Annotated in this window: 23 protein-coding genes and 1 pseudogene; 16 read left to right on the forward strand and 8 right to left on the reverse strand. The window is 70.1% G+C overall.

The features are described from left to right. The first annotated feature begins 21 nt into the window (after positions 1-21). The 10 genes from AOQ37_RS10850 to AOQ37_RS10900 all read left to right on the forward strand — a co-directional run bounded on the left by AOQ37_RS10850 (position 22) and on the right by AOQ37_RS10900 (position 8,611). Positions 22-1,275 (forward strand): ATP-grasp domain-containing protein, encoded by a 1,254-nt coding sequence (locus AOQ37_RS10850; protein WP_062643732.1) that lies wholly within the window; start codon positions 22-24, stop codon positions 1,273-1,275. Next, a complete protein-coding gene (locus AOQ37_RS10855) occupies positions 1,272-2,435 on the forward strand; it encodes an MFS transporter (protein WP_062643734.1) in 1,164 nt (387 codons plus the stop codon). The genes AOQ37_RS10850 and AOQ37_RS10855 overlap by 4 nt, the downstream gene beginning before the upstream one ends. Next, on the forward strand, positions 2,432-3,085 hold the full coding sequence (locus AOQ37_RS10860; RefSeq protein ID WP_062643736.1) for an HAD family hydrolase: 654 nt from the start codon (positions 2,432-2,434) through the stop codon (positions 3,083-3,085). The genes AOQ37_RS10855 and AOQ37_RS10860 overlap by 4 nt, the downstream gene beginning before the upstream one ends. Positions 3,086-3,131: 46 nt before the next feature. Then, positions 3,132-3,992 (forward strand): SPDY domain-containing protein, encoded by an 861-nt coding sequence (locus AOQ37_RS10865; protein WP_062643738.1) that lies wholly within the window; start codon positions 3,132-3,134, stop codon positions 3,990-3,992. A 29-nt stretch (positions 3,993-4,021) separates the two neighbouring features. After that, the gene (locus AOQ37_RS10870) at positions 4,022-4,510 is read left to right on the forward strand and encodes a hypothetical protein (protein WP_062643740.1); all 489 of its coding nucleotides are present in this window, start codon (positions 4,022-4,024) and stop codon (positions 4,508-4,510) included. A 59-nt stretch (positions 4,511-4,569) separates the two neighbouring features. Beyond that, positions 4,570-5,355 carry an SPDY domain-containing protein gene (locus AOQ37_RS10875; RefSeq protein WP_062643742.1) on the forward strand — a complete coding sequence of 262 codons (786 nt, stop codon included), beginning with the start codon at positions 4,570-4,572 and terminating at the stop codon, positions 5,353-5,355. Positions 5,356-5,837: 482 nt separating this feature from the next. Next, on the forward strand, positions 5,838-6,470 hold the full coding sequence (locus tag AOQ37_RS41995) for a hypothetical protein (RefSeq protein ID WP_510185328.1): 633 nt from the start codon (positions 5,838-5,840) through the stop codon (positions 6,468-6,470). Positions 6,471-6,628: 158 nt separating this feature from the next. After that, positions 6,629-7,045: a GFA family protein gene (locus AOQ37_RS38600; RefSeq protein ID WP_234436867.1), complete on the forward strand. Its 417-nt coding sequence runs from the start codon at positions 6,629-6,631 to the stop codon at positions 7,043-7,045. A gap of 307 nt (positions 7,046-7,352) precedes the next feature. Then, on the forward strand, positions 7,353-7,871 hold the full coding sequence (locus AOQ37_RS10895) for a hypothetical protein (RefSeq protein ID WP_062643748.1): 519 nt from the start codon (positions 7,353-7,355) through the stop codon (positions 7,869-7,871). 236 nt (positions 7,872-8,107) lie between these two features. After that, the gene (locus tag AOQ37_RS10900) at positions 8,108-8,611 is read left to right on the forward strand and encodes a hypothetical protein (protein ID WP_159401333.1); all 504 of its coding nucleotides are present in this window, start codon (positions 8,108-8,110) and stop codon (positions 8,609-8,611) included. A gap of 41 nt (positions 8,612-8,652) precedes the next feature. Here AOQ37_RS10900 and AOQ37_RS10905 read toward each other — a convergent pair whose 3' ends face one another. Both AOQ37_RS10905 and AOQ37_RS10910 read right to left on the reverse strand, forming a co-directional pair. Continuing rightward, complete coding sequence (locus AOQ37_RS10905; protein WP_062644416.1) at positions 8,653-10,176, reverse strand: hypothetical protein; 1,524 nt, start codon at positions 10,174-10,176, stop codon at positions 8,653-8,655. 151 nt (positions 10,177-10,327) lie between these two features. Further along, entirely contained in the window at positions 10,328-11,638 is a 1,311-nt protein-coding gene (locus tag AOQ37_RS10910; RefSeq protein WP_062643751.1) for a hypothetical protein, read from the reverse strand. 274 nt (positions 11,639-11,912) lie between these two features. Here AOQ37_RS10910 and AOQ37_RS10915 point away from each other — a divergent pair, with 274 nt between their 5' ends. From AOQ37_RS10915 to AOQ37_RS10940, 6 genes are all read left to right on the forward strand, one after another. Beyond that, complete coding sequence (locus tag AOQ37_RS10915; RefSeq protein ID WP_062643752.1) at positions 11,913-12,740, forward strand: SDR family oxidoreductase; 828 nt, start codon at positions 11,913-11,915, stop codon at positions 12,738-12,740. 313 nt (positions 12,741-13,053) lie between these two features. After that, the gene (locus tag AOQ37_RS10920) at positions 13,054-14,187 is read left to right on the forward strand and encodes an IS630 family transposase (RefSeq protein WP_062643754.1); all 1,134 of its coding nucleotides are present in this window, start codon (positions 13,054-13,056) and stop codon (positions 14,185-14,187) included. A gap of 173 nt (positions 14,188-14,360) precedes the next feature. After that, positions 14,361-14,735: an SPDY domain-containing protein gene (locus AOQ37_RS10925; RefSeq protein WP_062643755.1), complete on the forward strand. Its 375-nt coding sequence runs from the start codon at positions 14,361-14,363 to the stop codon at positions 14,733-14,735. Between the two features lie 68 nt (positions 14,736-14,803). Further along, positions 14,804-15,094 (forward strand): hypothetical protein, encoded by a 291-nt coding sequence (locus AOQ37_RS10930; protein ID WP_062643757.1) that lies wholly within the window; start codon positions 14,804-14,806, stop codon positions 15,092-15,094. Between the two features lie 15 nt (positions 15,095-15,109). Then, complete coding sequence (locus tag AOQ37_RS10935; protein ID WP_062643758.1) at positions 15,110-15,931, forward strand: SPDY domain-containing protein; 822 nt, start codon at positions 15,110-15,112, stop codon at positions 15,929-15,931. Positions 15,932-16,206: 275 nt separating this feature from the next. Next, positions 16,207-16,611, forward strand: coding sequence for a hypothetical protein (locus tag AOQ37_RS10940; RefSeq protein ID WP_062643760.1), 405 nt, complete (start codon positions 16,207-16,209; stop codon positions 16,609-16,611). 97 nt (positions 16,612-16,708) lie between these two features. On the opposite strand, the gene AOQ37_RS10945 is transcribed toward AOQ37_RS10940, so the two are convergent. From AOQ37_RS10945 to AOQ37_RS10975, 6 genes and pseudogenes are all read right to left on the reverse strand, one after another. Then, positions 16,709-17,401, reverse strand: a complete 693-nt coding sequence (locus tag AOQ37_RS10945; RefSeq protein ID WP_062643762.1) for a hypothetical protein — start codon at positions 17,399-17,401, stop codon at positions 16,709-16,711. Between the two features lie 79 nt (positions 17,402-17,480). Next, complete coding sequence (locus tag AOQ37_RS10950; protein ID WP_062643764.1) at positions 17,481-17,924, reverse strand: hypothetical protein; 444 nt, start codon at positions 17,922-17,924, stop codon at positions 17,481-17,483. Between the two features lie 423 nt (positions 17,925-18,347). Beyond that, positions 18,348-20,087 (reverse strand): relaxase/mobilization nuclease domain-containing protein, encoded by a 1,740-nt coding sequence (locus AOQ37_RS10955; protein ID WP_107085173.1) that lies wholly within the window; start codon positions 20,085-20,087, stop codon positions 18,348-18,350. Further along, a complete protein-coding gene (locus AOQ37_RS41215) occupies positions 20,084-20,710 on the reverse strand; it encodes a plasmid mobilization protein (RefSeq protein WP_234436868.1) in 627 nt (208 codons plus the stop codon). Before AOQ37_RS41215 ends, AOQ37_RS10955 begins: the two co-directional genes overlap by 4 nt. Before the next feature lie 325 nt (positions 20,711-21,035). Beyond that, on the reverse strand, positions 21,036-21,227 hold the full coding sequence (locus tag AOQ37_RS10970) for a hypothetical protein (RefSeq protein WP_062643765.1): 192 nt from the start codon (positions 21,225-21,227) through the stop codon (positions 21,036-21,038). Then, positions 21,224-21,705 (reverse strand): annotated as a pseudogene (locus AOQ37_RS10975) (hypothetical protein); the annotation flags it as partial. The gene AOQ37_RS10970 and the pseudogene AOQ37_RS10975, both read right to left, overlap by 4 nt.

The raw sequence follows: 21,705 nt of genomic DNA on the forward strand, positions 1-21,705 counted from the left end.
ACCGACTCGGAGAACCCCTTCTTGTCCGCTCGCCCCCTCGTACTCGTCGTCTCTCCGGGCGATGAGGCGGATCGCGGCTACTGCCTTGAGCAGGTGGCCGCCGCGTACGACATCGTCCTGCTGACGGGCGCCGAGCCATCGTGGGAGAAGCCGCACATCGTCGACCACGCCGTCGCCGATCTGCACCACACCACCGCGCTCCTCTCCGCCGGCCGGGCTCTGGCGGAACGACACGACCTTGCCGGCGTCGTCACCTGGGACGAATGGAACCTCGTCCCCACCGCCCGCCTCGCCCGCGCGCTCGGTCTGGCCGCGAACTCCGTCCAGGTGATGCGGGCCTGCCGCAACAAGGCCACCGCCCGCACGTTGTTCGCCCGCCACGGAGTGCCGTCGGCCGCGTCGATCAAGGCCCGGACCCTGCGGGAGGCTGAACTGGCGACGAGGACCCTCGGCTTCCCCGCCGTCATCAAGCCCGCTGCAGCGGCCGGCAGCATCGGCGTGATTCGCATCGACCGGCCCGAAGAACTGCCCGCAGCCTTCGAGTTCGCCTCGGCCGGCGCACACCGCAGCCGCGAGGACAACGGCGTCCTGGTCGAGGAGTACCTCGACGGACCGGAGGTCTCCGTCGAATGCGTCACCCACCGCGGCACCACCACCGCCGTCGCCGTGACCCGCAAGCGCCTGGGCCCCGCCCCCTACTTCGACGAGACCGGCCACACTGTCGACGCCGCCGATCCGCTCCTTGCCACGGTGGCAACGGCCGCTGGCGCTGCCATCGCGGCCCTGGGAATCACCGACGGCGTGCAGCACGTCGAGATGCGCCTGGTCGGCGGCCAGCCCCGGCTGATCGAGGTCAACGCACGCCTGGGCGGCGACATGATCGGCCACCTCGTCCACCTGGCCACCGGCGTCGACCTCGCCCGGGCCGCCGCCGATATCGCCTGCGGATATACCCCTGACCTGACGCCCGCCCGCCATCAGGGGGCGGCGATCCGCTTCGTCTACCCCGCCTACTCCGGCACCCTCACCGCCCGCCGCCTGACGGCACACGTCGGGGGAGTGGAGCGCGTGCGCTTTCAGCGACAGGCCGGCGACCCGCTCGTACTGCCGCAGGACGGCGGCGATCTGTACACCGCCCGCATCGGCTTCCTGATCACCACAGGGCCGTCCGCCGCTATCGCCGAAGCCCGCGCCCAGGAGGCGTACCGCAACCTCGACATCCAGGTCGCCCCGCTCCCGCCGACGGCCCCAACTACCGGGCAGGGCGCCGCGTGAGGCAGACCGCAGTACCCGAGCTGGTGTGCAGCCGACGCTTGCTGACCGGGTACTTCGCCGGACTGGGTGTGGTGATGGCCGTCTTCGGCGCGCGTATGCCCGCCGTTCAGAACGCCGCCGAGGTGACTACCGCCGGGCTTGCCCTGGTCCTGTTGGCCGCCGCCCTCGGCATGGTCACCGGACTCCAGGCGGGTGGACGCCTCGCCCGCCCGGCCCGACTGCCCGCGCTGCTGACCGGCGGTGCTATAGCGCTCGCCGCCGGTCTTGCCGTCCTCGGGCTCTGCTCCAGTCTGGACAGCCTCCTGGCAGCGGCGTTCGCCTTCGGCATCGCGCACGGCGTCCTCGATGTCGCAGCAAATGCCGCAGCGGTCCGATGCCAGGACGCCCACGGCCGCCCCATCATGGGCCGGCTGCACGCCAGTTACAGCCTCGGCGCCCTCCTCGGCGCCGCACTCGCCGCCACCACCGCCCACACCTCACACACCGTTCTGTTCGCCGCAGTGGCAGCCGGAGCCGCTGCTGCGGCCGGCGCGACCACGCGACTCACCCGCACCGTCGCCAGCCCCGCACTCGAGCCCGTCCACCACGGTGCTGCACCGGGCCCGCACGAGCAGAGGAGGTTGTCCCGTCGCCGATTGTGGCTGCTCGGCGCGCTTGCTGCCGCCACGCTGCTGGGCGAAGGAGCCGCTGCCGACTGGGCCTCGGTCCACCTGCACCACCTCGGCGCGACGGCCGCGACGAGCGCCGCGGCGTACGGCTGCTACAGCGCCGCCATGGCCGCAGGCCGTCTCGCCGGAGACCGGCTCACCGCCCGCTTCGGCGCGGACACCGTCGTGCGCACCGGCGCCGCGTTGGCCGCGCTCGGCCTCGCCACCGGATTGGCCGGTTCCACCACCGCCTCTGCCCTGTTCGGATGGACGGCCTTCGGCCTGGGCCTGTCCGTCACCATCCCCAGTCTGATCACCGCCGCCGGCACCGGCGGACCCCGCGCGGTCGCCACCGTCGCGGTCACCGGTTATGTCGGCCTTCTTGCCGGTCCCGCCCTCGTCGGCGCTCTCACCACCGTCACCGCACTGCCGCACGCGCTGCTGCTGCCCGCCCTCCTCGCCGCAAGCGTCGCCGTGCTCGCACCCAAAGCCTTGGAGAAAACGACCCCTTGACCCGCACCTCCGCCTCCCCGAGCGGCGTGGACGCCCTGATCCTCGACTACAACGGAGTCCTCGGCCTCCAGCCCAGCACCGCCATGTGGACCCGTCTCGCCGACCTGGCCGAGTGGCCCGACCAGCATCTCCCCTCGTTCCAGGACGCCTTCTGGGCTCCCCGCAACGCCTACGACGCAGGGGAACTGAGCGATCTGGCCTACTGGGCCAAGGTCCTCGGACACCACCCCGGCCCACGGTGGCTGCGCACCCTGCGGGCCGCCGACACCGCTATGTGGACCCGAACCGACCCGCGCGTCCTCGATGTCCTGTACCGCGCCCGGGCCGCGGAGCTGCCGATGGTGCTGCTCTCCAACGCCCCGGCCCACCTCAGCGACGTCCTGGACGCCACCGTCTGGCGGCGCGAGCTGATGGACGACGCCTTGTACTCCGCCCGCCTGGGCCTGTGCAAGCCCGACCCGGCCGTGTACGAACACGCCCTGGCCGCCACCGGCGTCGCCGAGCCAGCACGCGTGCTGTTCGTCGACGACCGCGAGGACAACTGCCGGGCCGCCGCTCAGCTGGGCCTGCGCACCCTCCACTACACCGGCCAACCCGCCCACCTGGAACGACAGTTGCTGCCCACCCTCGCGGTCGGCACCGCTTCCTGACCGCGCACCGCGCCGCTCACCTCCCGGCCCAACCCTCAGGACTTTCGTGCCCGACACAGAAGAGATCGACGGCGACGTCTACGTCTCCCCCCGCTACCTCGCCGCCAGCACCTCCACCGGAGACCCGGCTCTGGAACCGCTGCTCGCGCTCGGCTTCGACCTGCGTCACGACGACCTCGGCAACGCATACGTCACCGCGCCCGACCACCGCGTCCGACTCGGCTATCTGCCCGAGGGAGACGACGACGGGCTGTGGCGCATCAACGCCTACAAGGACTCGTTCGGCCCGCCGGAGTGGGGCGTCTGTTTCAACGACCGCGTCCCCACCGAGTTCGTCCGCGCCTTTACCACCGCTCTCGCCGAGGCGTACGTGCGTGGCCCAGAGGCGTACCTCGCCCGGCCGGTCGCCGGGGGCGACGAGCACGATCCCTTTCTGGCTGTCGTGCCCGTGCTGAAACAGGGCTGGGAGATCGACCGCCCGCGCTGGGGCGTCTTCGCGGTCCAGTCCCCTGACGGGCTGGCCGGCCTGGAGTTCACCACCGGCGACCTCGATCCGGAAACCGAGCTGACCACACGCGACACCCGGTGGCAGATGTGGGCGGGCAAGTCCATCGACCGGCCCGCCTGGTACGCCACGGCCAGCACCGACACGCCCGTCGCCCTGCTCACCGCCGTCACCGAGTGCGTCGCCGATCCGGCTCCCCTGCCCCGGTGGCGGGAGGAGACCTTCAGCTACATCAAGGGCATGGCCCAGCTCACCCCGATCCTTCCGCCCGGACCGCAGGCACCCACCCCGCTCGACGTGCGGCGGGCCGCCGCATCCCGCCGCCCGGCCGTGCTCCCCGCGGCCAGCGTCCCGCGCTGGAGCACCACCAGCCGACCGGCCCTGCCCGGTCCACGCCGATAGGACCAGCCCGACCCGACCGGAGACCCCTCTTGTCCCTGCAGGCCCCCGAGTTCTTCGCCGAACTGTGCCTCCCCTTCCACGACAGCACGGTCGTGGGCAACACGTACTTCGCCGCCCCCGTCCCCGGCGCACCGCTGCGGCTGCGGATCGACTTCACGCGCACCATCCACGCGGACACCTACGGCGGCCTACGCCTGGCGGTCGTCCATCTGGACCGCGGCGAGATCGACGCCGTCGCCCTCAGCTTCCTCGACCACGGCACCTTCCACCGCCGCGACGAAGTGACCAACACCCGGCCGAACACCAAGCAGCACGGCACCTTCGACACGTACCACCGCCCCGGCCTGCCCCCGTGGGAGGGAGCCGTCACCACCGGACTGCGCGACGCCGTCGAGCAGTACACCGCCGTCTTCTTCCCCGGCGCCTGGACCGCTTCCGCGCCGAGCCGCGCCGCAGCCCGGACCGCGCCCACGTCTCCCGCCGTGCCGGTCACCCGCAGCGGCACCCGCGCCCGCTGAGCCGCGCCCCCACCGCCAGCCCGGTGTCCCGCACTCTTCCAGCAGGAGCCCTGCCCGTGATGCGCCACCCCTTTGAAAACCTCGACCCCGCCCAGAGCGTGCAGGTCCTTCCCCGCCACCTCACCGGGCCCGGCGAGGTCGACCCGCGTACCGCATGGGCCTTCCCCTACGACGAGGGCTGGCCGTTCGCCCAGACCGACGACGGCACGGCCGCGGCGTTCAGCCCGTGCCTGCGACTGCAGACCGCCTACGAACCCCAGTCCGACCAGCGCGGCCAGGGCACGTGGACCGTCAGTGCGCACCGGGCCCCGTTCACGCCACCGGCCTGGCGGATCACCTTCGACGCCGCCACCCCCGTCGAGCTGCTGCACGACGTCCACACCGAACTGCTCGACCTCTACCTTGAAGACCGGCACAGCGACCACGATCGGCTGTTGAAGGACGAGACGGCACCGCACGAGGCGTACGTGCCGCTGCTCACCCGCGGGTGGAGCCACGACGTCAAGACCGACGGCACACAGACGTTCCTCACCCCGGAGGGACTCGGCGGCCTACGCCACCGCTACGCCATCAGCGGCTCCAGCGGGCCGGCCTGGCGGGCCTGGGGCGGATACCCCAGCGAGCCGCACTGGACGGCACGCTTCTCGTTCGGCACGCCCACCACGCTCGTCGCGGCCTTCACCGCCTCGCTGATCTCCACCGAGCCACTGCACCGCACCGTCCAGGACGTCCCCGTCCACACCTGCCGCGCCCTCTACATCGCCACCACGACGCCCAAGCAGCCTCACGGCAGCACACCTGTCGCCCCGCCACCTCCCGCCCCAGTTGCTGGCCGAACCCGCTGACCTTCCCCACCCTCTGATCCAAGGAGTCCTCCCCTCGTGCACGCACGCTTTGTCCGATCCGCCGCCGTCGCCGTCGCGGTGACCGGAACCCTCACCTGGGCGCCGGCCGCGAGCGCCCAGCCCTCCGAACCGACCCCCTCGGCGTCCGCCGAGACACCGGCCCCGGACGCGGGCAGCGTCGAGATCACCACCAAGGACACGGCCGGGGACGCGCTCCCCAGCGCCGCGTTCCTTCTGCTCGACTCCGCCGGCCAAGAAGCCGGACGCGGCAAGACCGACGCACAGGGGAAGCTGACCTTCTCCGCCCTCGGCCGGGCGTCTACCGCCTCAAAGAAATCTCCAGCGGCAGCAGCCTTCACGACACCGCCGATGACCAAGACGTCATCGTCACCCCGGGCAACGCCACCCGGCTCACGATCGTCGACCCGTTCAAGGCCGCCTCGGTCCTGCTGAAGGGCAAGGACGACAAGACCGGCAAGCTGCTGGCCGGATCCACGGTCAACATCGGCAGCGGCGACAAGACCATCCTGACGCTGACCACCGGCGCCGACGGAACGGCCAGCGGCCAGCTGCCCATCAACTCCCGTACCGGCACGGACTTCTGGGTCAAGCAGGTGAAGGCACCTGCCGGCTACAACATCTACAAGCCCTCGAAGGCGTTCAAGGCCAAGCCGGGCGATCCCGTGACCGTGACCGTCACCAACGCCAAGACCGCCACCACCCCGCCGCCCGCGGAGAAGGCGACAGACAAGCCCAGCGAGAAGCCGAGCGACAAGTCCTCCCCGGACAAGCCCGGCAAGGACGAGGACACCCCGGCGCCGTCTGCCTCGGGTACTCCGACCTCCAACGAGACCGCCTCGCCCGCTCCCTCCGGCTCGCTCGCGCACACCGGCGCCGACGCCACCCCGTGGCTGATCGGCGGCGCCGGAGTCCTGATCGTCGCCGACGCACGGACAACTCCACCGACGACGGCTCCTCCGCGAGCTGACCCACCCACGGCCCTCCGCAAGGCCCCTGGAATGCACCCACTGATTCCGGGGGCTTTGTCATGGGCGCGGGTCCGATGCGAACGGAGGCGGGGCGCCGCCCGCCGCACACGCGTGACCCTTGCGTAGAGCAACGCCGAACCGTGAAGGCCCGTACGGATATTCGCCTTCAAGAGTGGACTCGCCACCGCGTGGGGGTCGGCCGGTGTCGAACGCCAGCGCGATGTCGCCTGGGTGCGGCACACTGCCGCCGGTATCAGCTTTCCCGTACCAAAGGAGCCGTCCCTGTGGCCGAGCGAATCGTCGTCCCCGACCTGTGGACTGGGCGTTGCCAGTGTGGCGATCACGCCTACGAGGCGTCCGGCATCCCGGACGATCCCCACACGTGCTCGTGCGAGCACTGCACGCGCCTGTCCGGTTCTCCCGCGATGGCCTGGGTCGGTTTCCACAGGGACGCCCTGAAGTGGACGGGCCCGGCAGGAGAGCCGGCCTACTTCTCCACTTGGCCGACTCTTCACCGAGGATCCTGCCAGCGCTGCCACACCCAGCTCACCTCTGTCGCGGACGGCTCGGACATGATCATGGTGACGATCTTCAGCCTCACCCGCAGCGCCGAACTGGCCCCGGTCGGACACAGCTACCGCGAGGCGGCGGCGCCCTGGATGACCATCACGCTCGCGCCCGACCCGCGACCCGGCACGTGACGGTCGGCAGCTAGCCTCCACGCATGACTCACGCGCTCATGGGATTGGCGGATCTGATAACCGACCCCCACGACTGTGACCACCACTCATGCCGACATACCGCCGTGCTGTGGTTCGAACCCTGCGCCGGCCCCGATGACGGCCGCCGCTTCTACGCGTGAGATGGTCACGCGGGGCCGTTCACCCGGAGCGTGGCTTTCGCGTCGGCCGCAGGCGGAAAGGTCGTCTGAGAGCGGCTTTCCCTGCTCCCCGCCCTACTGTGGAAGGGCAACGATCTCTCCTGGGAGCACAACGAGTGACAGCGTCAATGGAGCGGCTCTGCGACTGGGTCGTCAATAAGGACAAGGTCTGGGTGCACGGCGACCGGATCACCGACGGCCACGTCGCTCTCGACATGCGCCTCACCCCAGAGCTCGACCCTGAAGAGGTCGGCAGGGACGGGCAGTGGGTCCTCCGCAAAGCGCAGCCCTCGCGCTGGGTGGCTGAGCAGCACCCCGACCTCTCAGACGTCATTCCGGACCTGGCCGACGGCGCGGACTGGAGCGAGGTCGTCTGGTCGGCCTGGGTGACCCGCGGTCTGCGTATCGGCGCGCTACGGGGCGCCGCGGTGGCAGTGGACCACGGATGGCTCTCTCGCCTCCAACCCGGCTATGGGATCGAGGGGGCTCCCGGACACGCGTTCCTGCGGATCGTGACCAAGAACCCCGAGCCGTCGCTGCTGTCGGGCGGTGCCGCGCACCGAACAGTGGTCGGTGTCGTGATGCCCACGCCCATCGAGGGTTCGAATGCGGTCCTTGAAGCCATCGTGCAGGACCAGAACGTCTAGGTTTGCCGGGTGAGCAAGCGGCCTCAGCTTCCAGGCGATCCCTCCGACCTGCACCTGCGCATCACCTACGACGACGAACCTGGGACACCCCGCAGGCCGACACGCTGGAGCGATGGAACGTGTCCGTCCCCCACCGCCGGCGTGTGCACAACGGAGGCCAGGGGCCGACGGCCACGAGCAGCTGCGTCACCGGGGAGTGCCCCGCGTGCACGGTCGAGGACGCCACCGTGGGGTCGATGACGTTCTACCGGGTCCACCTCGACCGCGGCCGGAATGCGTTCCGGGCGATGGAAGAGGAATCCGAGGAGCTGTACGAAACCGCCCAAGTGCTCCTCGATCCCGAGACGGGCTTCTTCACCAGCGAGGTCAGCGAGCTGCTGGAGTACGTAGGCTCCGCGCTGCTCATCATGGACCGGGTGACGCTGGATCCCCCGTGGCGCGGGCACGGACTGGCGGCCGTACTCGGCTGCGAGGTGATCCACCGGCTCATGGCTGGCTGCCGGGCCATCGCCTGCTCACCCGGCATCACCGACCTCAGCAGCCAGCGTCTGACAGACCAGGCCGAGTGGAACCGCGTGAACACCAAGATCACCCAGGGATGGCAGAGCCTCGGATTCCGTCTCTACCGCGACAACGTCTATCTCCTCTCGCCCGCCTCGCAGGACCTGGAAGAACAGCGCGGCGCCCTTCGAGGGCGGCTCGCGGAACTCGGTGCCTCCTGGCGGAAGGGCACAGCTTGACCGGCCTCGCCACCACGAGAGGCGGGCACGCAGGTGCCGGACTAGGCGCGGGCTGGGGGCAGGCCATAGCGGCTGACGGCCAGGTACGTCTCCGGCGTCGCCGATTCGAGGAGACCCTCGTCGCCCTCCAGGTCGAGTTCCGGCTCCTGGGGACGGCGCAACAGGTCACTCCAGTTGCTCGCCCCACCCCGCTCGTAGGCGTCACGGAGTAGAGGACGCAGCCGTGGGCGGGCTTCCTCCTGCTGTTCGCGGAAGATGCGCCGCTGGGTGAGCCGCTGTTCTTCCTGAGCTTCGTCGCTGAGTTCCTGGTCGGCGGGAGGCTGGTCCTCGGCGCGCAGTCCTGGGGTGCGCCGGGCGATGGCGAGGTCTTCCTCGTGGAGGCGCTCGCAGGCGGCGAACAGCTTCCGGGACATGCCGAGGTGGACCTCAGTTCCGGGGATGCGGCAGCTCAGGAAGTCGTCGAGGCCCATGGAGCGGACACCGGCGCGCAGGGTCTGCTGCTCCGCGCCGGTCGCTGCTCCGCGAGCGTCGGCCCGCATGGCGAGAGTGAGGTCATCGCCTTCCAGGGGCGTGGTCAGCCCGGAGCGGCGGTGACGGGAAGCGCGGTCGGCGGGAACGGGCACGGTGCGCAACTGTGAGGCGGGAGCCGAGCGCAGCGCCAGGTAGGCGAGCATCTGGGCGCGGGCCGCGCCGATGAGCGCGTCGTCGCTGTCGCCGAGCTGGTCTTCCAGGTTGCCCGGGCCCGCCGCCTCGTCGGCGGTGTCAGAGCCGTCGGGGGCGAGCGGGGGCTGGCCGGGGTGTAGGTTGTGGTCGATGGTCAGGAAGAGGTCGTCACCGGGCCGTACGGACGCCCCGACCAGGACGGTGCGGTGCGCGTACGCGCCGAGGACCTTGCTGCCGGCCGCCAGCTGCGCCCACCCCTTGCGGAGCGTGCCGACACCCACGTCGCCGCCCTTGGCCTCGATCAGCCAGTAGAGCTCCTCCGCCTCGTGGTGCCCCCACAGGTCGGGCAGCGTCCTCTTCGGATCCTTGAACGTCTTGTGCAGAGCCGGGACGGGGCCACCGAGTTCGAGGTGCTCGGTCTGGCCGAGGCCCAGCAGCGAGCGGCAGGCCCACTCGGTCATCGTCATGCCCAGCCGGTAGCCAGCGGCATTCTTCGCGCTGAGCTCGGTACCGTGCGCGTATACCGGGTTCCAAGTCAGGCGCTGGCCCTTCGCGCCCGGTACGGGATGCCGGGGCTTCACGGGGTGCGCGCCGAGGTAGGCGTACAGAGGGGAGACCCGGGCGACGAGTTCCCCGTGTGCGTAGCGCGGCTGGTTCTGCAGGTGCGGGGTGACGTCGCGGCCGACTTCGGTGGCCGCCTTGATGATCTCCCGCCAGGTGGTGGTCGGCGCGTACCAGCCGTCGGCTGCCGGGAATCCGTCCGATCCGGTCCACGCCTTGTGCTTGGCCGTCCGCCACTGCCTCCGGGGCTTATCTGCGGGCCCGTTGCGAAACAGGACTGGTATATCGAAGCTGTCGGCGTAGGCCAGCGGCGGCTCGTCGGGGACGTGTGCGGGGATCATGCGGATCACTCTGGCACGGCTCAGGATCCTTCCTGACGCGGGGCGGTGGGCCGCCGATCTGCTTGACTCCCGTCGGCATGGAGCATTCACGGCCGTGCCGAAGGCGACTGGCGTTGTTGGCCTCTCCACCCGTCTCCTCGCGTTGCACTGCTCACGGTCGGTCGGGCCAGAACATTGACAAGGGGAGCCGGACGGAGGGCAGCTGTACGGCCTGGATTGGTCCGAGAGCGGCTGCAGCAGCGCGAAGGGCTTGGTCGTAGGAGCCGGAGCCAAGGACTTCAGCAGAACAGGCAGGACAATTGCCAGGGTGGCGGGCATGACCGGCGCTGCGATCTTTGGAGCCTCGGACGTGCGCGAAGGCGTCGTCGGGAAAGTCGGCTCGCACGGCATGCCAGACTCCGAGGCGCTCGTCCTCGGGTAGCCCGGCCGCTACCGCCGGGCGCATGGGCGGCAGCAGGCGTCCCTGGTCTTGGACGAGAAACACCCGGTCGGTGAAGCCGACGCTGTCCCCCTCGGGACGCTCCTGCTCCAGCCACGCCCGGGCCTCCTCGCGGGTGCCCGGCCCCCACAGATAATCCGTCGGGAACCGCGTGGTCTCGTAGCGGGTGTCGAACTCCGCCCAGTGAGCATCGTCCCAGCGGCTGCCCGGTACGAAGGGGATGGCGCGCACCACGACGTGCTGGTACTCGTCGTCCTGATCTTCCAAGGGACCGGGGACGGTGAGAGCGTTGGCGGGCTCCATCCGAGCCCGCCCGGAACCGTTCCAGCTCAGCACGGCGACCTCCCGGCGCAGAGGTGCCGGGTACAGGCGCCCACCCGGAGTGGCTTGCCCCCACAGCTGGTTGATCAGTTCCGCCAGATCCCGCACCGTTCGGGCCGCCTCGACGGGGGTGTCGACATGGTGGCCCGAGGGATGGGCAACGTAGTTACGCAGTCTGGCCAACGCCTCCTCGACCGAGCGGCTACGCCGCCCGCGGAGCAGACCCGCCGTACGCGCCCACAGGCGGAGCCCGTGCAGCATCCCGTTGAACTCGATGGCCTGGTTGGTGACGACCAGCTTCGCACGTTGTCGCGTCATCCTGTCTGCACGCTTCTTGACGTCGTCGTACGACGAGACGGTGTAGGAGACGTCCGGGGCCTGGGGGACGCGGAAGGTGATGGTGCCGGCGCACCATTCCAAGAAGCGGTCTCGCAACGCCTGCTCGTAGATGAGGAGCGCCTGGTCGCCGACGATGGTGTACACGTCGTAGCACAGCACGCCGTAGGCGAAGACGGTGCGCAGCCGCTCGAAGGAGTCGCGTGTTCCGGCCGCGACACCCGCCGTCAGGTCGCAGTCGGCGATCTGACGCTGCTGGAACTCCGCAGCGTCCTCGGGCTTCATACGGCCGCCGAGCCCGTAGGGATTGAACGCCAGCGACAGATCATCCGCAGCGCGCAACTCCTCAAGCGACCGGATCTCCATGTACTTCTCCTCACGATGGGAAACGGGCCAGCATGCACCTACAGGCCCCCGGTCGGCCACCCCTTTCTTTGGGGTGACTTGGTGAGGTCGACGCGAAGTGACTCGGAACGGCAGTTGACCTTGGACAACGAAGCGCCAATCGCTCTGTCACCACGGATATGTACGAAGCGGCCCTCTCCGCGGCGCGCATCGCGGACCCGCACGCTGCCCTCACCGATGCCTCCGCCCACATTCGCGCCATCACCGGGCCCTGCCCGGTCTAGGGTGTCGCCTCATGACGCTGCTGATCGTGGGTGGGTCCGGGTTCCTGGGCACCGAGCTGGTCCGGCAAGCATTATCGGCGGGGCGCCCGACGGCCGCGACCTATACGACCAGGCCCGGCAGTGCTCCGGGGGTTACTTGGCGCAGCCTCGACCTGCGGGATCCAGGGAGCGTGGAAGCGGTCGTGGCCGAGGTGAACCCTCGCGTCATCGTCAATGCATCGAGCGGCGGGGCCGACTGGGCAGTCACAGCCGAGGGACCCGTCCGCCTCGCCATCGCCGCGGCGAAGGCCGGAAGCAGAATGATCCAGGTCTCCACCGATGCTGTCTTCTCCGGCAAGAGCCACGTTCCCTACGACGAACACTGCAGGCCCGACCCCATCACCCCGTACGGAGCGGCGAAGGCCGCCGCGGAAACGGTGCTTCTGCTCCATCCGGACGCAGCCGTGGCCCGCACCTCGCTGATCATCGGCGACGGACAGTCCGAGCACGAACGCACCGTCCACGAACTGGCCACCGGCACCCGCGAAGGCGTCCTCTTCACAGATGACTTCCGATGCCCGGTCCACGCGAGCGATCTGGCCGCAGCGCTCCTCGAACTCGCGTCGGGCGACACGACCGGCGTCCACCACCTCGGCGGGAACCAGGCTCTCAGCCGGCACGAACTGGGCGTGCTCATCGCCCGACGCGACGGACTCGACGCATCGCGACTGGCCACCGGTCTACGGGCCGACAGCACCCTTCCCGGGCCCCTCGAAATCCGCCTCGACAGCCGCTCAACACAGCGCAAGCTGCGCACCACGCTGCGCGGTGCGCACCAGTTCCTCGTCCCCACGGCCTGAGAGGCCGATGGCATGCCGTCGGCCCTCCTTCGTTTCGTGGTTCTGGGCACGCCGGATGCGGCACGACTCGGTTCGATAGCAAAGCGACTGGGTTCGATGTCACCGGACAGCAGTTTGTCCGCCGACATCGAACCCAGTCCGTGGAGTTCCTTGCCATCCAACGCAGTCGTCGCAGGTCATGGCGTTGGTGAGTGGGGACAGCCCTCATCAACGCCCTTGCCAATCAAGTTAGTGCCGCATCAAGCAACGTTCGCCCCGGTGATGTGTCGCCAGGTTGCTCCGCTGGGCGACATCGGACGGCCAGAATGCTCGCGTGGCTGAACGAGTACGGATTCGGGAGATCGATGACGACGAGGGCAGGCGGTTGCTGCGGATCATCCGCAGAGGCACCGGTTCCGTGGTGACCTGGCGGCGGGCCCAGATGGTGCTGTTATCGGCGCAGGGCATGCCCGTGGCGAAGATCGCCGAAGTGACGTTCACCAGCCCGGACCGGATCCGGGACGTGATCCACAACTTCAACACCGACGGCTTCGACTCGCTCTACCCGAAGTACAAAGGCGGCCGGCCCAAGACCTTCAACCTTCCCGAACGCCGGGAGATCAAGAAGATCGCCAAGTCGAAGCCGGCCGAGCACGGCCTGCCGTTCTCGACCTGGAGCCTGGCCAAGCTGGCCGACTTCCTGGTCGCCGAGGGGGTGGTCGACGACATCAGCCACGAGGGACTACGCCTCCTGCTCCGCGAGGAGGGCGTCTCGTTTCAACGCATAAAGACCTGGAAGACCTCCCGCGACCCTGACTACGCGGCCAAGAAGGCCCGGGTCGAGCATCTCTACGCGATTGCCGACGGCGAGGTCATACCCGAGGAGGGCGAGCCCGAAGTCGTGTTCTGCATGGATGAGTTCGGGCCACTCAACCTCCAGCCCCACCCCGGGCGACGATGGGCAGAGCGCGGCGGACGGCACAAGGATCCGCACCGGGAGCCGAGGCCCCGCCGACGGGCGACCTACACCCGCCCACACGGAGTCAGGCACCTCTTCGCCGCATACGACCTGGGCAAGGACAAGCTCTACGGCCACATCAAGCCGAGGAAGAACCGCACAAGGTTCCTGGAGTTCTGCCGCTACCTGCGCAGCCTCTACCCGCCCCAGATCCGTATCGCGATCGTGCTCGACAACTTCTCCCCGCACCTGACCACGAAGAAGGACACCCGGGTCGGCGACTGGGCCGCCGCCAGCAACGTCGAGTTCGCCTACGCGCCGACGAACAGTTCCTGGCTGAACCGCATCGAAGCCCAGTTCACCGCCCTGCGCTACTTCGCACTCGACGGCACCGACCACGCCAGCCACAAGGAGCAGGGGAGCATGATCCGCCGATACATCATCTGGCGGAACAAGCACGCGGCCGACGAACGCCTACGCGAGATCGTGAACAAGGCGAACGTTGCTTGATGCGGCATTAGTCGCCGCAGGTCAGCGCGGGGCGGACGACTGGATTCGCTGTCCAAGGACACAGTTCGCCGGGGGCAGACAGGAAAGATCGCGGAAAGACTGGCCAACGTGCGTGAGGACATGTCAACGTAGACGACCTTGCAAGAAACGCCAGGTCAGAGAGGTGATTGCCCGTGACCGTAGGGCCCGTGGGCTCCGGTTTCGCTACCACCGTTGAAGCCCTGCGGCTGCGTGAGTGGCAGCTCGGACCCGGCCAGCCCACGCTCGTGATGGACCAGTTCTCCGCAGAGGACTTCCACCTGATTGTTGACGACCGCGCGGACGTGCACGTCAGCTCGAAGGACGGCCGCTTCTACCTCGGTTGGTTCCCGCTCGGCCGTCCCGGCACGGACGGCGAGGGATGGAAGATCGCTGTGTCCGGCACGGCCAAGGCGCGTGGCTACCACCTGTCGTTCGACATCGAGACGCCGGCCGACATCGTCGCCGCCGCCGTGGCGCGCGTGCTGGAGACCTCACGTCGTGTACGACAGCCAAGCGCCCACGAGTAGTTCTCGCTCGGGCGGCTGGTCAGCTGTCGGGCCCCGCTCTTTTCACCGCTCACCCCAGGAGGCTGTTCGTGACGACCCCGGAGATGACCGTCGGTGATCTCATCGACTTGCTGTCCGCCTGCGACCGGGATGCTCCGGTCCGCCAGGCTATGAACCCCTTCTTTCCGATGGCGCACCGCCTGGCGCAGGTCGTGCAGTCCGTGGACGAGACCGGCCGGACCGTCGTCTACCTCGCCGAGGGGCGGGACGCGCACGCACAGCTCGGCCATCTGCCGCCGGAGGTCGCCACCGCCCTGACGTGGCAGGGCCCCGTCCAGGCACCCCCGCGTCGCCCCCGCCGCCGTGCCGGCGGCAACTAGATTCGCACCGACCCCTTGGAGGCGCCCCTGTACCCCGATTTCCCGCCCGACCCGTCCATTCTGCCCGGCGGCCAGCCCGCGTTCTGGGTGGGCCCCCGGCATCTGGCCGGTGACGACGGGTGCCTCTACGACGGTGTTGCCGACACGCTGTCCGGTCTGGGCTGGACGAGCCTGACGATTGTCCGCGGACGTCATGAGCCGGACGAGGCACCGGAGGACCGCCAGGTCCTGCGCAGCACCGTTCTGCACATCAGCTCCGACACTCTCCGATGGGCGCAGTGGAGCCTGGCGGACGAGCCGTTCCACCTGGGAGATCTGCCGATCGCCTGGCAGATCTCTGCCCGCGCGGACGCCAGCAGCCCGCTTGCGGCGTGGTCGTGCTACTTCACCACCGGCGTCCCCGGCGAGGCTGTGGCCGACCTCCTCGTCGCGCTCGATGCCCGCGATCAGCCCGCCGTGCCGTTCGCCGGACCCGAACTGGTCCTCGACGCCGTAGCCGCACACGGCTGGCTCCGCGACATCGACCAGCCCGACGCGGCAGCGACGGACCCGACGTTCACCTCGCACATCAGCCTCGGCGAGGTTCCGCCCCTCATCCAGGACGCCGACCCGCGCGCCCTGACGACCGAGGCCGATGAGGCGGGGCCGGCCGGTTGGCAGGCATGGGCCGAGCCCGCGCTCGGTGCCCCCTGCCTGTGGGCGGCCTCCTTCGGGGCCAGCGCCCCGCACGACCTCGTGGCAGCATTCGCCGCCTCCCTCAGTTCGACCGCACCGGTCCTGCGCCGGGTCCTGCCCGAGGCCACCCGGGAGCGACTGCTGCGGGCGCCGGCCCAGTGATCGACGGCGCCCCTCAGCCAGATGGAAGAAGCCCGGTTCCCGAACAGGGGCCGGGCTTCTGGCATTTCCTCCGGAGGCTCGGGCGAGCCATCGAGTCGGAGGACGGCGACCGGGGCGACGAGTACAGGGTGTCGGCGCCCGGCACCGGTGATCGTCTCCGGCCCCAAGGCGGGGGAGCGGAATGAAGTGGGCGTCTGCTCGGTGTATTGAAGCGGATCGGGTGATGTCGGTTGATTGCCTGACAGGCAGCGGCTGGGTCCGATAGATGTGTGCACATGGACGACTCCACGCCCGGGGAACCCACTCCCGCAGACGGCGAGCCCGCGCCCTCCGACGAGAAGTCGAAGAGCTGGTACGCGAAGCACAAGCCGAAGATCCGCGTCATTGGCGGCGTGACTCTGACCGTAAGTCTGGCCGTGGTCGCTTACCTCGCAAGGCAGGGCTCCACAAGGCATGAGGTCGAGGACATCACGGATTACGAACCGGCCTCCGACGATGAAGCTACGGAGCAGCCTCGCCAGTCCTCCCCTGACCCTGACCGCGACCCCTTCCTCCGAAGGCTCCCTCCCGGTCAGCACGCCAGCGAAGAGGCCAAGGAGAGGTACAGGGAGTTGACGGGGAACGAACTTCCTGACGGTTACACCGTGGTTCGCCGCTGGATGTACGGAACCGCAGCCTGACCACCGCACTGATGGTGTCCGTCAAAGCGGAACAACCTCAGCACAGCACTGCTGCCCCTGACCGCCCTGGTCGGGGGCAGCAGTGTGTCGGGGCCGGTCAGCTGGCTGCCGTGGCCTTGGTGAGGGCCTTGTCGAGGTGGCGGTCGACGAGGGCCGGGGAGCCGGAGACGGTCAGCAGCAGGCTGCCGTCGCGGATCGCGGTCTGCTTGACCACGGTGCTCCGTCCGCCGGCGGAGAACGTCAGGAGCTGGCTCCACTGCTCGTCACCGAGGCCGTCGGGCGCGGGCAGCTTCTGCGAAGCGATGTCGATCGGGGTGCCGCCCGCGACGACCTGGTAGGTAGGGCATCCGGTCATGGCGTCGAAGATCCGGCCGATGCCGTCGGAGAGCTTGATCGCGCTGTCGCTGTACAGCTCCTCCGAGAACTCCGAGGAGCTGCCGCCGTAGGTGAAGGCCGTCTTCGCTTTGCGGGGGAAGGTGAGCGTGGCGCCGGTGGCCGCGTCGCCGCCCAGTTCGCTCAGGGCCGGGCAGCCGATGACGGTGACGTCGTCGTGCTGGGCGGGGCGCTCCGGCTTGCGCAGGTAGCCGCTGCCGAGGTCGCGCTGGTCGAGCAGGCGCGTCTCCAGCGCGGCCGACGTCAGCGGAGCAGCCTGGGTTGTGTCGGCCGGCGACCCGGTACGGGCGGAGGCGGCGGTGTCGTGGTTGGCGCCGGTGGTGTCGGTGGAGCAGGCGGACACGGTGAGGAGGGCGGCGGTGATGCCGAGGACGGTGGTGGCGACGCGAACGCGCATGACGGAACTGACCCCTTGGTGCTGGACGACGGGTGGTCAGTGCGGGCCCGCGGGCCCGGTGGGGTCGTAGGAGTGGGGGTCAGTGCCCGAGGTGGCGCAGGCAGTCCTCGAACGTGGCGTGCGTCGCGTCCGCCGGTCCGCGGTTGCGGTTGAACCAGGCGGTGTCGAGGCGGGTTTCCTGCTGTGGGTGGCCGACCCGGCAACGCAGCCAGATCTGATCGCGGGTGGAGAGGATGAGCCAGTTCCGGTACGCGCCGCACTCGGAGCAGGCGACCATCTCACCGTCGAGGACGAGCGGCTGCTTCCACGGCATTATGGTGCCGTCGACCTGGTCGTGGCTGGGTACCCGCAACTCCGGCGGAAGGAAGTCGTCCACCACCGCGGTCGGCTCGATGTGTTCCGGCTCGGCCGGCGGCACCCCGATCTCGGGCGGGACCTGGTTCTGCAGCCGTGCCGACAGCTCGAAGAATCGGCGCTGTTCCTCGCTGGGCTCCTTGGCCCGGCGGCGTATTCGGTGAAACACCCTGGCGTCCTCCTGTGCCTCGTCCTGCTCGCTTCATGATCGTGCCTTACGCCCCTGGCGGTTTCAATTCACAAAGTCCACAGTCGTCTTCGGGCAGGTCATCAGGCGTTTTCCGCCTCCTGGGGTGCGGATGACGAGTGGGCACGGCGCTTGTCTCCGAGCGGATGAGTGATGTCCCCTCGGCGTGCCCGACCACGTCACGTCGACTTCGACCGCCCAACTTCGCGTCGCTACTGGCTCGAGGCGCCGCACCTGTGCCCTTGCGTTCCTCCGGAGTGTGCGCAGCGCCCGTGACCCACAATGCGGGCCTGAATGCCTCCGGGGTCCGCTGTGGCGTACGGCCATGCTGTGGGTCGCGAGCGGTGCGGTGGCCGTACGCCTGCTCCTGGCCGTGCGCTGAGGCTGCACCCCGGCCAGCAGGGCTCACCGGGTCTTCCCCGATGTCTCCTCCCCGCTGCGGCGGCGGCCCGCGGAAGTCTGGGGGGCCGTCCTGCGCAGTGCGGACTGGACCCCAGCGGTGCCGCTCTCGGACAGGGGCGAGGCGTCGGCGGGCAGATCGGCCGTCCGCCGCATCCGCCACACCAGCACGTCGCTCACCGACTCCGCGCTGTCGAGTTCACGACGCCCGACCGCGGCGGACAGAAGAGCGGCCGGATCGTGGCCGGCGGCTTCGGCTTCCGCGATGGTCGCGGCCAGGGCGTACCAGCCGGGCTCGGCGAGGACCCGCTCGGCGAGCCCCGGCAGCGCCTCGCGCAGCAGCACGGTCTGCCGCCGGAGCACCGGCCGGCTCAGACGTCGACCTCGCTGGTAGAGCACGCCGAGCGGCTGGGCGGCGGCAGCCTGGTAGGCGGTGCGCAGGTGCCCGGCCGCCTGGGCGGCGGCTTCGGCCTGCTGGGCATGGCCCTTGCTCGCGTGCCAGTGGGCGGCGGCGGTGATGAGGAAGAACAGCATGTCGATCGCCATCGCGGTGGTGGCACCGTCCTCACCGCGGCCGAGTGGGGGCCCTCCGTGGACGAGGTCGCGGGCGGCCTGCCGCAGCGCGCGGTCATGCCCGCGTACGGCGCGTACGTGGGAGCGGGAGGCCCGCTCGAACGCTGTTGCGGCGTCTCGCAGTTCGCGGCGGGTGTGCGCGGCGGAGGTCTTCGCGAGCGCATCCAGGACCTCGCCGGCGGCGGCGATGTGGGCGGCGGCGACCGCGTCGTCGCCGTGCTCGACGATGAGCACGGCCTGCCACGCGGCCGATGCCGTCCCGCGGCGGGCGGAGGCCGGGGCGCCGGGCCCCGTAGGGACCGTGTCCTCCTGCCGTGGAGTCGGATCGGTTCCGGTGTCGCCGGACCAGCGCTCCCGGATGCGGGGCAGCGACAGATCGGGGGCCAGGCGCGCGCCGGGGTAGAACACCGGCTCGCCGTCCTTGTTCAGGTCGTCGGGCAGAGCGACCTTGTATCCGAGGAGGTCTCCGGAGGGCGCGGCGCGCTTACGGATCAGGAGGCCGGCGGCGGCGAGCCGGTCGAAGAACTCCTCGTCGCTTCTCGCACCGGATACCGCGCGCCGTACCGTCTCGCGCAACTCCTCGCGGGCGGTGCGCTCTCGACCCTGGCGTTCGGCCTTGTGGCGTTCTGCGCTGGTGGGCCGCTGGGCGGCGGTGCCGTCGCCGGGGGCGACCTGGTGGAGGCCGAGTTCCTTCTCGATGAGGCGGCACTCGGCCTGGGCGCGTTTGCCGGAGCGGAAGTCGTCGGGGCGGCTGCCGTCCTCGCACACCACGGTGGCGACGATGTGGATGTGGTCGTCTGCGTGTCGTACGGCTGCCCAGCGGCAGCCGGGCTGCCCGCCGCCGGGGTCGATGCCGGTGGCGGCCACGATCCGCCGGGCGATCTCACCCCATTCCTCGTCGGACAGGATCCGGTCGTCCGCCGTCGCGCGCACGGAGGTGTGCCAGACGTGCTTGGCCGGGCGGGCATGCTTCGGCAGGGCCATAACGGGCTGGTCCAGGAGCTGCTGCAGGTCTTCGAGGGTGGCATTCGGGTCGCGGCCAGGGTCGGGGGCCATCCCGTCGAAGGAGGCCACGAGGTGGGGGTCGGTGTGGTCCTCGTACTGGCCCGTGTCGTAGAGGTACTTGAGGAGGCCGAAAGTCCGTGATCCGGCGTTGTTGACGCTGGGGATCATGCGCCGTGGCGTTCGATCAGGCGTGTTGCGGCTACATGCGCGGTGTCGGCGGCCCGCCGTACGGCGGCGACGGCCGCATCGAGCTGGGGAGCGTCCGCGCCGGAGTTGAGTGCCTTGACCGCCTGGTTGAGGTTGCTGCCGGCCCAGCCGAGCCGACGCCGGCTGTCGAACAGGGCTGTGATCACTTCGCGTTCGTCGGCTATCTCGGCGCTGGTTCGGTCGAGGTCGCGGGCTGCGGCGAGCGCGGCGCGGGCGAGGAAGCCGGCGACGGACAGGTTGCATCGGGCGGCGGCGGACTTGATCAGCGCGAACTCTTCTTCGTTGAAACGAGTGTTGGGCTGGTGCAGGCGCTTCGTGGCGCGCGGCTGACGCGGACGCTGACGAGCGCGCACAGCGCGCTCGCGGTGGCTGCGGCGCTCGGTCGGCTTCTTCTCCTGTCCCGGCTTCGATCCGCCCTCGGTCGAAGCCTCCTGGACCTGCGCCCCCCGGTGCAGGTCAACCTCGTCCCCCTTGGGGGCGGGGTTGGCGGAAGCTACGCTTCCGCCCCAACTTGCTCGCCCCGAGACCGAGTTGGAGTCGCGATCAGGTTCCGGGGCGGTGCCGTTTTGGGTGGGGTTCGTCATCGGATTTCGGGCCTCATGGTTCGGGTGCGGTGCTGGATGGTCGCGGCCAGCGCGACGAGATCGGCCGGTCCCAGGAGGACGCGGCCGGGTCCGTCGGAGTGGTCCTGGACGAGTCACTGGCCGGTCGGCGTGAGGACGGCGGCGTGCAGGAGCCGCTGGCGGACCAGCACGTCCGCCCAGGCGCTGGCCTCGGCGGAGGTGGGCTCGGAAGGGCGAGGGGGACGCGAAATCACTAGGTGTCTCCCGGAGCGGAGCGGGACGGTGGCCCGGCGTGGAGCCAGGCCACCCTTTGCGGATAGGGGCACTGAGCTGGGGATTTGTCGGTTCAGCCGCACTCGGGGCAGCTCCCGACGTGGCTGTTGAGCGCCCGGGCCATCCGTTGCTTCGTCGAGGCAGCCTGCTTTGCGCTGGACTTCGCCGCCGGCCTGCCCTCGTGCCGCTTGGAGTGGGCGAGCATGAAGCCGATCTCCCGCTCGTACTCCGCGCGGACGGTGTTGAACTGGTGGCAGGTCCTCATCGGGCGGAGCTCCTTGTCTTCGTGGTGTCGTCGCTCCGCAGTTCCTGGAGGACGAGGCTTAGCCGGTCGTTCCGGCCGCCCCTCAGGCCCTCGCGGCGGAGGATCTCCCGCAACTGGACCCGGGTGACGGACTCGTTGCCGTCCCGTGCGAGCAGGGCGGGGACGTGGGGGCGGACCTGCTGGACGAGCTGGTCCACCGACTGATCCGGCTCGCGTGGCGGGCGCTGTGTCTGCGGGGTGCGGGACCGGCCGCGCTTCCCCTTGTTCTTCGTCCTGGTCTTCGTGGTCGTCTTTCGCCGGAGGGCGACCTTCGGTCCCCGGTCCCCGGTGGGTTCGGTCCCCGTGTCGGTGTCGGTCGGTCCCCGGTCCCCGGTGGGTTCGGTCCCCGTGTCGGTGTCGGTCGGTCCCCGGTCCCCGGTGGGTTCGGTCCCCGTGTCGGTGTCGGTCGGTCCCCGGTCCCCGGTGGGTTCGGTCCCCG

This window comes from Streptomyces maremycinicus (assembly GCF_001184025.1).
Classification (GTDB): domain Bacteria; phylum Actinomycetota; class Actinomycetes; order Streptomycetales; family Streptomycetaceae; genus Streptomyces; species Streptomyces maremycinicus.